Origin of the sequence: Corynebacterium provencense (assembly GCA_900049755.1) — a bacterium.
GTDB lineage: Bacteria > Actinomycetota > Actinomycetes > Mycobacteriales > Mycobacteriaceae > Corynebacterium > Corynebacterium neomassiliense.
Genome location: LT160593.1, coordinates 412,224 through 424,431, shown reverse-complemented (window position 1 = coordinate 424,431; position 12,208 = coordinate 412,224). Strand labels below are relative to the sequence as shown.

The window sequence follows — 12,208 nt, the reverse complement described above, 5'->3', positions numbered from 1 at the left end:
AACGATGCCGACACTTGTCCTGGCCCTTGACGGGCCACTCCAGTCCTGGGGTGTGACCGGGAGATTCGTCACCCGGTCCACGCAGAAGATCCCTACGAAGAGCGGCGTTCTCGGAATGATCGCTGCCGCCCAGGGCCGTTACCGGACCGATTCAGTTGCTGATCTGCTAGATCTGTCTTTCGCCGTCCGGACCGACCAACAGGGAAGTCTGCTGCGGGACTTCCAGACGGAGATCGACTGGCGTCCGAAAGCCCCGAAGTCCAAGCCTCTGACGAACCGCTGGTACCTGCAGGACTTCAAGTTCACGGTCGCCGTCGGCGGGGACCGTGAACTCCTTGAGACCCTCGATGCTGCGCTGCGGACACCCGAGTTCCCGCTCTATCTCGGACGCCGCTCCTGCCCACCTGCCGGCCGGATACCCCGGGGAATCGTGGACGCGGAACCGGTCGATGCGTTGAAGCAGGCTCCATGGCTTGCAGCTGCCTGGTACCGGAAAAAGCAGCCGAAAACCCTCGACCTACCGGTCAGCCGGGATGTCCGTGCCGGGGAGGTCCCCGATGAACAGATCCGGGATGCTCCCGTGAGTTTCGATCCCCGTGACCGTCGCTATGAGCTGCGTGGCGTCCGGCATGAATGGGTCAGCATGGACAACCCCGACGGCTATGACCTTGATCAGCATGACCCGTTCACACTCCTTGGAGGAATCTGACGATGTACCTGTCTCGGATGTACCTGAATCCGCAGCGGCGGCACTGCCGTGCCCTGCTGGCGAATCCGGAGATGATGCATGCGGCCGTGCTGTCTTCATTCCCCCCGGGTACTGACGCTGCGTCAGACGATGGTCGGGTCCTGTGGAGCATCGACCGTAGCGGTGAGAAGACCGCCTTGTGGATGCTGAGCCCCGCTGTCCCGTCCTTCGAACACCTTCAGGAGCAGGCTGGGTGGTCGCAACAGCAGACCTGGGAGACCCGGGACTACTCCCGGCTGACCGGTCAGCTGATGAAGGGGCAGCAGTACGCATTCCGCCTTGTCGCCAATCCCGTCCACATCGTCACTGAAGGCGGGGTGAAGAAACGTCGCGTTCACCAGAAGCCCGAGTACCAGTTGCAGTGGCTGCTCGACAGGCAGGAAGCCATGGGTGCGAGGTTCCTCGGTGAGGAGGACGCGGTAGCCGCGACCGTCACCGGGAGTGAGCACCTGGTCTTTGACCGGAAAGGCAGGAAAGTTACCCTGGTCCGTGTTTCGTACCAGGGGCTTCTGGAGGTCACTGACCGTGATCTGCTGGAGAAGACCTTGACCTCCGGTATCGGTAAAGCGAAGGCGTACGGCTGTGGCCTGCTGACCCTGGCGAAGGTCGGCACGTGAACGGCGGAATGCTCCCGTCTACACCCCGACAACTTGCCAGGGTCACTGACCGGGTCAGTTTCCTTTACCTGGAACACTGCACCCTGGGACGCGACGGGGGCGCACTGACCGCAACTGACGACACCGGCGTCATCCATGTCCCGGTGGCCGCGCTCAGCGTACTGTTGCTCGGTCCGGGTACCAGACTGACCCATCAGGCGGTGACCGTGGTGGCTGATGCCGGATGTTCGCTGGTCTGGGTCGGTGAGGAAGGCGTCCGTTATTACGCCCACGGACGGTCGATCGCTCGTTCCACGAAACTGCTGGAAGCACAGGCGAAGAAAGTCTCGAATACCAGGAGCCGGCTGGCCGTCGCCCGGGAAATGTACGCTATGAGGTTCCCGGGCGAGGACACTTCTGGTCTGACAATGCAGCAACTCCGAGGTAAAGAAGGCGCCAGGGTCAGGAAGATCTACCGGGAATGTGCCGATGCCACTGGTGTGGAATGGACGCGTCGGACCTATGACCCGAATGATTTCAGTACCGGTGATCCTATTAATCAGGCATTGTCTGCAGCCCATGCTGCGCTCTACGGTCTGTCCCACGCCGTGATCACTGCTCTCGGATGCAGTCCGGGGCTGGGATTTGTGCACACGGGACATGACAGGGCCTTCGTATATGACGTCGCAGACCTCTACAAAGCTGAATGTACGATCCCGGTTGCCTTTGACATCGTGAAAAAGCTGCAGGATGATGGCGCAGCTGATTTCGCAGACATTGCCGGCGTCACTCGTCGGGCCGTCCGGGACAGGATCAAGGAACTCCGCCTTTCGGAGCGTATCGCCCACGATATCGCGGTGCTGCTCGTGGATGAGAAGAACGAAGCGGGTGAGGAGGATCTGTGGGCGGATGTCGTCAATCTCTGGGACGACCGGACCCGCAACGTTGTGGGCGGCATGAACTACGGCGAGGGCCCCGAGGATGAGGAGGCATCTCGGTCATGATGACCCTTGTGCTGTCCGCATCTCCAGCGAAACTCCGTGGCCATCTCACTCGGTGGCTGATGGAGGTGAGCCCAGGGGTGTATGTCGGACGTGTCAGTGCACGCGTCCGTGACGAATTATGGCTGCTCGTGATCAGCGAGATGGAGTCGGGACGGGCGGTCCTGACATATCCGACATCGAAAAATGAGCAGGGGTTCATCATGAAGGTCCACCGCGGTGAGTGGGTGCCGACGGACCTTGAGGGACTGACACTGATGAAACGTCCGGTCACGACGGAGAAGGGTGCGATGAAAGCTGGATGGTCCAGGGCGTCGCGTATGCGCAAGGCCGGCCGCCGACGCAAGTGATGTAAAATCGCTGACTGAGATCGAAAACGTGCTGATCAGCGAGTGTGCTCCCCGCGCGAGCGGGGATGATCCCCGGGGTGCTGTGATGCAGCTGGTCCGGGTGAAGTGCTCCCCGCGCGAGCGGGGATGATCCCCGCCAATAGTGGTCCTCGGGCCACTCCACCGCGTGCTCCCCGCGCGAGCGGGGATGATCCCTTTCACGAAAATCGAACATTCGACACGCGAACGTGCTCCCCGCGCGAGCGGGGATGATCCCGGTGAGGTGGTCAGACGGGACCTCACCGCCCGGTGCTCCCCGCGCGAGCGGGGATGATCCCAGTGCCGAGGACCTCGCACGTCTGTGGGAGAAGTGCTCCCCGCGCGAGCGGGGATGATCCCATCGGCCTTCACCTGGGACGTTCCAACCTCATGTGCTCCCCGCGCGAGCGGGGATGATCCGCGTACTGGCGGGCGTTTCGTAAAGGCGCGGTTGTGCTCCCCGCGCGAGCGGGGATGATCCCGTGGCTCATCCTCGGACACGACCAGGGACGAGGTGCTCCCCGCGCGAGCGGGGATGATCCCTGGATCCATTGTTGTGCTCCTGTTTCTGGTGTGTGCTCCCCGCGCGAGCGGGGATGATCCCGAATGAAGGAGGGTGAATGACAGAAACGAAAAGTGCTCCCCGCGCGAGCGGGGATGATCCGGAACCAGGAATGACCAGTGAGAAGCGATTGCGGTGCTCCCCGCGCGAGCGGGGATGATCCCGCCCGGCAAAAGGCTCCAGCCCAACAGCGAAAGTGCTCCCCGCGCGAGCGGGGATGATCCCACATCGGCAGTCATAAGCGGATTCACGAAAGTGTGCTCCCCGCGCGAGCGGGGATGATCCCGCGGCGTCTTGCGCGGCAGGTGTCAGACCATTGTGCTCCCCGCGCGAGCGGGGATGATCCCCCAATTCGTCTCCTTGCCGGGGAAAGTCACTGGTGCTCCCCGCGCGAGCGGGGATGATCCCGGGACGAAGCCCGCGCCGAGGTGGAACGACTCGTGCTCCCCGCGCGAGCGGGGATGATCCCAATATTGACGTGCTGCGCGCCCCGAAGGCTCTGTGCTCCCCGCGCGAGCGGGGATGATCCCCGTGGAGGAACACCAGGCTCAGGCCCCTCAACGTGCTCCCCGCGCGAGCGGGGATGATCCCTTGATCCGCCGCCCGCCACGCCCGGGCGTGTAGTGCTCCCCGCGCGAGCGGGGATGATCCCCCCTCAATCTCTCGTAGTTGCACGCGCTGGACGTGCTCCCCGCGCGAGCGGGGATGATCCCCACACGATGGGCGCAGGAGCACTAGCCGAGGCGTGCTCCCCGCGCGAGCGGGGATGATCCCCAGCAACCCTTCGGTTACACGGGCAGACCCCGGTGCTCCCCGCGCGAGCGGGGATGATCCCGTGTGGCGTGCCAAGGCGGAGGCCGTGGCCCAGTGCTCCCCGCGCGAGCGGGGATGATCCCGCCCAACGCGGCGGAAGCCTGGGCAACAGACTGTGCTCCCCGCGCGAGCGGGGATGATCCCGGCACATCTGCCGCTGGCAACTCCGCAGCAATGTGCTCCCCGCGCGAGCGGGGATGATCCCGTCCTCGACGTCCTCGACGTCTTCGGGGGACGGTGCTCCCCGCGCGAGCGGGGATGATCCCGGAGACCGCAGCGTGACCCCGGAGGAGCAGCTGTGCTCCCCGCGCGAGCGGGGATGATCCCTCACCACACAGGCCCACGAGGCGGAGATCGTCGTGCTCCCCGCGCGAGCGGGGATGATCCGTCCTGTCGTCGCTTGCCACCGACGCCGGCGCCGTGCTCCCCGCGCGAGCGGGGATGATCCCCTGTCGGCACGCTTCTCGACGGCACGCAGGGCGTGCTCCCCGCGCGAGCGGGGATGATCCGGCAGTACCGGCCCACCTACCGCTTCGGCAAGTGTGCTCCCCGCGCGAGCGGGGATGATCCCTTCGACCCGATACCGCTTCCCGAGGTGTCTGAGTGCTCCCCGCGCGAGCGGGGATGATCCCATTGGCCTTCACCTGGGTCGTTCCAACCTCATGTGCTCCCCGCGCGAGCGGGGATGATCCGCGGGTCGCAGACATGCGCACCGACAAGGAAAAGTGCTCCCCGCGCGAGCGGGGATGATCCTATCCCTGCGGGTCTTTCATCTCTGTTCAGTTCGTGCTCCCCGCGCGAGCGGGGATGATCCCTCCCCGACCCGTTCGCCGGAGTGTGGGAGGTCGTGCTCCCCGCGCGAGCGGGGATGATCCCCTTGCAGCCATCCATCGAAAGAAAGCGGATCAGTGCTCCCCGCGCGAGCGGGGATGATCCAGCGCTCGCAGAGTTCGACGCACTATGCCAGGTGTGTGCTCCCCGCGCGAGCGGGGATGATCCGTTCAAGGCGTTCACCACCGAGGTGGCGGCGAAGTGCTCCCCGCGCGAGCGGGGATGATCCCTCGGGGCCGACAACAGCCCACCGGGAGGTGGAGTGCTCCCCGCGCGAGCGGGGATGATCCGCAACCGCGATCTGCGCGGTGACAATCCCCTCCGTGCTCCCCGCGCGAGCGGGGATGATCCGTCCCAATGCTGCCACAACGAATGGTGAATCCTGTGCTCCCCGCGCGAGCGGGGATGATCCCCCCCCCCTCATTTTTCTGCGTCTGCAGCAACTCGTGCTCCCCGCGCGAGCGGGGATGATCCGGTCAACACGGCGGAGTCCACGAGTTTCACGTGGTGCTCCCCGCGCGAGCGGGGATGATCCCGATGTTGTCCGCCTACCCGGTGTGACCTCCACGTGCTCCCCGCGCGAGCGGGGATGATCCGGGCGGGCCGGTTGCCGGTGCAGCTAAGTGGTGGTGCTCCCCGCGCGAGCGGGGATGATCCCCCCTCACCAAGGCCGTGGCGGACGCCTACCGTGTGCTCCCCGCGCGAGCGGGGATGATCCCCCATATCCAGGCAAGAGTGATCCACGCGGTTAGTGCTCCCCGCGCGAGCGGGGATGATCCGTGACGGACTTCGGATGACAGCCACAACCCCCAAGTGCTCCCCGCGCGAGCGGGGATGATCCCGACTCGCAGCCGAGCGGCTGGACCGCAACCCGGTGCTCCCCGCGCGAGCGGGGATGATCCCGTCCCTGGGGTCGGTGTCGTTCTCCGATCCGAGTGCTCCCCGCGCGAGCGGGGATGATCCCCGGGCTGCGGCCATGCCTGCCTGCCCGGCGATGTGCTCCCCGCGCGAGCGGGGATGATCCCACATCGCAATTCTTCGCGATCCAGCGCTCACCGTGCTCCCCGCGCGAGCGGGGATGATCCCTTTTTCCCACCATCTTCCCCACCAGTCCTTCCGTGCTCCCCGCGCGAGCGGGGATGATCCCCCACGGGAGCCATGGTGGCGGGAGAGTCATCCGTGCTCCCCGCGCGAGCGGGGATGATCCCCGGGAATGGATCACCGTCCACACGGAATCATCGTGCTCCCCGCGCGAGCGGGGATGATCCCCGCCCCACTGAACCACGAACCGTGCGAGGAAAGTGCTCCCCGCGCGAGCGGGGATGATCCCTGGCGAAGCGAAACGCGGACATGTACTTGTTCGTGCTCCCCGCGCGAGCGGGGATGATCCCTCGCACCAGGGTTTTAACTTCCGGGGCATTGAGTGCTCCCCGCGCGAGCGGGGATGATCCAGACTTCTATCAGGTGCGGCGTGACCTCCAGGTCGTGCTCCCCGCGCGAGCGGGGATGATCCCGAGAAATCGGGGAGAATGAAGCTCGCCGGACCGTGCTCCCCGCGCGAGCGGGGATGATCCGCCTATTTGTGCACCATATCGAACACTCCCCCAGTGCTCCCCGCGCGAGCGGGGATGATCCCTCCCCTGCCCCCGGTTTAGCCGTGGTGTTCGAGTGCTCCCCGCGCGAGCGGGGATGATCCTTGACGACCTTGAGGATGTGATGATGGAGGAAAGTGCTCCCCGCGCGAGCGGGGATGATCCCTCACCGACCTTGTCCTTCGCCTCAGCAAGATTGTGCTCCCCGCGCGAGCGGGGATGATCCCGCGCACGCCTGAACCTCACCCCGATCCGGGGGGTGCTCCCCGCGCGAGCGGGGATGATCCCTCCGGCACAACTCGTCCCTGGTCGTGTCCGAGGTGCTCCCCGCGCGAGCGGGGATGATCCCTCGTCCTCGCCCCGGACTTCGCAGGCGAACACGTGCTCCCCGCGCGAGCGGGGATGATCCCATGCCGTGGCACTGTCGTCCTCGAGGGGGCGGGTGCTCCCCGCGCGAGCGGGGATGATCCCAGAGTCTTTGCCCACCTCGAGCGGGGAGCAGAGTGCTCCCCGCGCGAGCGGGGATGATCCCTCATCACCCTCGCCAACGCCTACGACGTGAACGTGCTCCCCGCGCGAGCGGGGATGATCCCCGCGGCGCTCCGCTGGTCGGCTTCCGCGGCGAGTGCTCCCCGCGCGAGCGGGGATGATCCCAGCGTTCCACACCCCCCACTGAGGAAAACGCGGTGCTCCCTGCGCGAGCGGGGATGATCCCTAGGGGAGAGATACGGGGTCTAACTCCCCCACGTGCTCCCCGCGCGAGCGGGGATGATCCTCGGCTCCGGGATTGGCGCGGAGCTCGTCGAGGGTGCTCCCCGCGCGAGCGGGGATGATCCCCGATGATGCCGGCGAGCTGACCGAGGACGGGCGTGCTCCCCGCGCGAGCGGGGATGATCCCTCCACCGCCCCCGAAGCGGCGAGAAGAGCACGGTGCTCCCCGCGCGAGCGGGGATGATCCGTTCAGCAACCGGTGGACGGAGCACGGGAAGAAGTGCTCCCCGCGCGAGCGGGGATGATCCCCGTTAGCCGCCGATGCAGCAAAAGAGACCGAAGTGCTCCCCGCGCGAGCGGGGATGATCCCCAGCGTTCAGACTTCGACATGGCGTCCTGGGCGTGCTCCCCGCGCGAGCGGGGATGATCCTGCTACCTCGGGTTCGGGGAGAAGAGAACCGGAGTGCTCCCCGCGCGAGCGGGGATGATCCCCCCATGTCAGTGGTGATATGCGTCAGCTTGGAGTGCTCCCCGCGCGAGCGGGGATGATCCCACGCTCGACAGGATCACCCAACCCTGCGCATCGTGCTCCCCGCGCGAGCGGGGATGATCCCTGGTGAAAGAACCTGTCAACCCCTGTGTCCGGGTGCTCCCCGCGCGAGCGGGGATGATCCCTGCTTCAACTCCCCCGGCGTGATCGGCTCGCCGTGCTCCCCGCGCGAGCGGGGATGATCCCGCGGATACATGCCGGACGAGATAGTGGAAGCCGTGCTCCCCGCGCGAGCGGGGATGATCCCTTGTCGAAGGTGTCGGCCTCGAGCCGTTGTGCGTGCTCCCCGCGCGAGCGGGGATGATCCCAGGTGCGTATAGATCCCCAGAGTCGTCGCCGGGTGCTCCCCGCGCGAGCGGGGATGATCCCCGTCATCATCGACCCTGTCAGCCTCGGCGGGAGTGCTCCCCGCGCGAGCGGGGATGATCCCCTGCAAACTGCGCACGCACGTTGTCGCGTCAAGTGCTCCCCGCGCGAGCGGGGATGATCCCTCGCTCCACAGGTCATCGGCGTTCCACAACGGGTGCTCCCCGCGCGAGCGGGGATGATCCCCCCCTCCGGTGGGACACCGGAACTTTCCTTCTGTGCTCCCCGCGCGAGCGGGGATGATCCCCCCTCGGCCGACCGGAAGCCGGCGGCGGTGAAGTGCTCCCCGCGCGAGCGGGGATGATCCCACTGCGTCGACGACTGTCCAGCGCATGAAAAAGTGCTCCCCGCGCGAGCGGGGATGATCCCTTGCCCAGGCCCTTCACCAGGGAGCCGACACCGTGCTCCCCGCGCGAGCGGGGATGATCCCGCGGGAACGCTGACCAGCCTGTTCGAATCCTTGTGCTCCCCGCGCGAGCGGGGATGATCCCCTGAATGCCGGTGTAGGCGTCCACGTCGGCGGGTGCTCCCCGCGCGAGCGGGGATGATCCCGTCAGCCGTGCCGACAGGGGCAGCGCGGCAATGTGCTCCCCGCGCGAGCGGGGATGATCCCTTGCCGAACTCGTGAGAGTCAGGCTCACCACCGTGCTCCCCGCGCGAGCGGGGATGATCCCCGTGGCGGGTGGGAGGACGACCCCCTGCCATCGTGCTCCCCGCGCGAGCGGGGATGATCCCCCGCGGTTGTCCGCATCGGACACGATGGAGATGTGCTCCCCGCGCGAGCGGGGATGATCCCTCGAACGGGACAGCGGTGCCGGCGTGCTTCCAGTGCTCCCCGCGCGAGCGGGGATGATCCCGGCGTTCCACACCCCCCACTGCGGGAAACGTGGTGTGCTCCCCGCGCGAGCGGGGATGATCCCAGGGCGAGGACGGACGCGAAGATCCCGGACACGTGCTCCCCGCGCGAGCGGGGATGATCCCTGTTTGTCCGCCTACCCTGGACCACCTCGACCGTGCTCCCCGCGCGAGCGGGGATGATCCCCCCCGTAATCCCCTCAGCCCCAGGCCGATCCGGTGCTCCCCGCGCGAGCGGGGATGATCCGTTCAGCAACCGGTGGACGGAGCACGGGAAGAAGTGCTCCCCGCGCGAGCGGGGATGATCCCACCACATCACGAGAAAAACCCGCACACTCAGCGTGCTCCCCGCGCGAGCGGGGATGATCCCGACACGGAGCGGCGACCAGGGGTCACCTCGACCGTGCTTCCCGCGCGAGCGGGGATGATCCCTAATATTTCGGCCGTGCTCGGTGCGGTGCCGCGTGCTCCCCGCGCGAGCGGGGATGATCCGGAAACGGCGAAGTACGAGCGGGAGGTGTACCGGTGCTCCCCGCGCGAGCGGGGATGATCCCACGGTGCTGTCCCCGATCTACACGTGGATTGCGTGCTCCCCGCGCGAGCGGGGATGATCCCCAGTCGGGCCCACGTGTCCGACAGGGCACCATGTGCTCCCCGCGCGAGCGGGGATGATCCGCAGTCGCAGGTGAAAACCCCGATCGTGGTGCAGGTGCTCCCCGCGCGAGCGGGGATGATCCGGTCAACGAGTCCGGGTCCGCTGACCAGCTGCGGTGCTCCCCGCGCGAGCGGGGATGATCCCGAGAATGACTGCGAAATGTACGCGGAAGAGATGTGCTCCCCGCGCGAGCGGGGATGATCCCTCTCCGGCGACACCCCTAATGATGTAGTCGCCGTGCTCCCCGCGCGAGCGGGGATGATCCCCGGGCCGCCGAAGCAGCCATGCGCGAGTTGGAGTGCTCCCCGCGCGAGCGGGGATGATCCCAACGAGGGCAACTGGCAGGGGTTGAACCTGAGGTGCTCCCCGCGCGAGCGGGGATGATCCCCTCAACGACAACGGGACATTCCTCAGCTCGGAGTGCTCCCCGCGCGAGCGGGGATGATCCCCGCCTGTATGGGACGTCCAATACGGGCGAGCAGTGCTCCCCGCGCGAGCGGGGATGATCCCGTCTCCGGCGCCGTCGTCGCAGACGAGATGGAGTGCTCCCCGCGCGAGCGGGGATGATCCCGGGTCCTCCACCTCGATCTCCCCGTCCTCCCGGTGCTCCCCGCGCGAGCGGGGATGATCCCGTCGATCGGCACGAGTGTGGACCGCTGTGCATGTGCTCCCGGCGCGAGCGGAAATGATCCTCGCCGGTCATGTCCGGGGAAGTGGTGTGTCTGCCTTTCGATACATCAGGGCTGACGACACCAGGTCAGGGACCCTCGCGGACCCGGTGCCGACGATGGTTCATACCACCTGCCTGCCCGACTCGTCGGCGTCAATGATGCTGTCAGCCATCATCGTCCGGGGCTGCCCCACACCCGTCAGCGACATGTAACGCTTCTGCTTCGATCCAATCATCATGCTGATCGGCCAACACCACCCCGACCAGACGCACCACCGCAGCCCGGTCCGGGAAGACCCCAAGACATCGGTACGCCGGCGGATCTCCCGGTTCAGCCGGTCAGCGTGATTTTCGGACCACACCCTGGTCCACACCGCTTTCGGCACGGCGGTGAATGCCGACAGTTCGTCGAGGGCTTCTTCGAGGTAGCCGGCGACGTGCGGGAACTTCTGCCGGCAGAAGCCGACGACCTCCCGGGCCTGGGACCACACCGACTCTGCATCGGGTTGGTGGACGATAGTGCGGAACATCGCCGACAACGTCGGCCACTGCGACGTAGCCACCATGGACGACAGCTTCTTGTCCAAGTGTGTCCGACAGTGCTGCCACGACGCATTCGGCAGTACCTCGCCAATCGCATGCCAGACACCCGGATGAGCATCACCGGTGACCAGGTACAGGGACTGCTGCACGGTGAGGTGACATCTGATCTGGCTTGCCCAACAGGGCGGTCTGGAAAGATGGCATCGTGCCAAAGCCCTATCCCACCGAGTTTCGCGACGATGTCGTGCGCGTCGCACGCAACCGCGAACCGGGAGTGACGATCGAGAAGCTCGCGAAAGACCTCGGTGTCCCCCCGATGACGCTTACGAAGTGGATGCGCCGCGCCGATACTGATGAGGGCACCGAGCCCGGCCAGTCGCGGACCGAGGCGGCGCAGATCCGCGAGTTGACCAAGCGCAATCGGCTCCTCGAGCAGGACAACGAGGTCCTGCGGCGTGCGGCGGCGTATCTATCGCAGGCGAACCTGCCGTCAAGAGGTTCTACCCGCCCGCGGTCGAGCTCGTTGCTGCAGGGATTCCTGTGACGGTGCCGTGCCTGGTGCTCAAGCTCTCCCGCCAGCCCTGCTACCGGTGACTGGCTGACCCCGTCACTGCGAGCGAGGTGGTCGAGGCGTATCACGCGAACGCGCTGTCCGACGCCACACAAGGATGACCGAAGAGTTCGGGCACCGTCTCCTCGCCGATGAAGCGCAGCACGAACGGTAAAAAGCCTGGTCCGCCTGTCCATGACGATCTCTGCGCCGTGGTCGACCAGGACGGGCGCACGCGCCACGTGGTCGCTGCAGATGGACCCAACGAACTCTGGCTGGTGGACATCACCGCACACAGAACCGCGGGAGGCAAGATTTACTGCTGCGCGATCAACAACGCGTTCAGCAGTCGGATCGTCGGGTACTCGACTGACTCGCGGATGAAATCACGCCTGGCTGTCCAAGCACTTGAGTACGCGGTCGCGATGCGCGGTGACGTCACCGGCTGCATCGTCCACTCCGATATGGGCATCCCATTCTCGAAGCCGGAAGTTCCTTCGTGCTCTGGCCGGCCACGGCATGGTCGGTTCTATGGGCAGGGTGGGTCCGAGCGGGGACAACGCAGCCATGGAATCGCTTTTCGCGTTGCTGCAGAAGAAAGTCCTCGACCGCCGTTGTTGGACCACCCGTAGACAGCTGCGCATCGCGATCGTGACGTGGATCGAGCGGACCTACCACCGCCGACGCCGTCAGCCCCGCCTGGGACGGTTGACGCCCATCGAGTTCGAGACCATCGTGAACACGACTGCCGCACTGGCGGAGTTACTATAAACTACAATCTGTCACCTATCCGTGCA

At 66.3% G+C, this 12,208-nt stretch carries 5 protein-coding genes, 2 pseudogenes and 1 CRISPR repeat array; of the genes and pseudogenes, 6 read left to right on the top strand and 1 reads right to left on the bottom strand.

Annotated elements, in window-relative coordinates:
* The first annotated feature begins 4 nt into the window (after positions 1–4).
* From cas5e to cas2e, 4 genes are read left to right on the top strand one after another with little or no spacing between them, the layout of a single operon-like run.
* The gene (cas5e, locus tag BN3906_RS08375) at positions 5–709 is read left to right on the top strand and encodes a type I-E CRISPR-associated protein Cas5/CasD (protein WP_066587080.1); all 705 of its coding nucleotides are present in this window, start codon (positions 5–7) and stop codon (positions 707–709) included.
* Between the two features lie 2 nt (positions 710–711).
* Positions 712–1,365 carry a type I-E CRISPR-associated protein Cas6/Cse3/CasE gene (cas6e, locus tag BN3906_RS08370; protein WP_066587079.1) on the top strand — a complete coding sequence of 218 codons (654 nt, stop codon included), beginning with the start codon at positions 712–714 and terminating at the stop codon, positions 1,363–1,365.
* A gap of 8 nt (positions 1,366–1,373) precedes the next feature.
* On the top strand, positions 1,374–2,348 hold the full coding sequence (gene cas1e, locus BN3906_RS08365; RefSeq protein ID WP_066589588.1) for a type I-E CRISPR-associated endonuclease Cas1e: 975 nt from the start codon (positions 1,374–1,376) through the stop codon (positions 2,346–2,348).
* Complete coding sequence (gene cas2e / locus BN3906_RS08360; RefSeq protein ID WP_066587078.1) at positions 2,345–2,695, top strand: type I-E CRISPR-associated endoribonuclease Cas2e; 351 nt, start codon at positions 2,345–2,347, stop codon at positions 2,693–2,695. Before cas1e ends, cas2e begins: the two co-directional genes overlap by 4 nt.
* 44 nt (positions 2,696–2,739) lie before the next feature.
* A CRISPR array of direct repeats spans positions 2,740–10,341; the repeat unit is 29 nt; unit sequence GTGCTCCCCGCGCGAGCGGGGATGATCCC.
* A gap of 99 nt (positions 10,342–10,440) precedes the next feature.
* Here cas2e and BN3906_RS08355 read toward each other — a convergent pair.
* Positions 10,441–10,998: pseudogene (locus tag BN3906_RS08355) on the bottom strand (transposase); the annotation flags it as partial.
* A 68-nt stretch (positions 10,999–11,066) separates the two neighbouring features.
* On the opposite strand from BN3906_RS08355, the gene BN3906_RS15485 reads away from it, so the two are divergent.
* Positions 11,067–11,405, top strand: a complete 339-nt coding sequence (locus tag BN3906_RS15485) for a transposase (RefSeq protein WP_066587072.1) — start codon at positions 11,067–11,069, stop codon at positions 11,403–11,405.
* 161 nt (positions 11,406–11,566) lie between these two features.
* Positions 11,567–12,182, top strand: a pseudogene (locus BN3906_RS15480) (transposase); the annotation flags it as partial.
* Positions 12,183–12,208 lie beyond the last annotated feature (26 nt).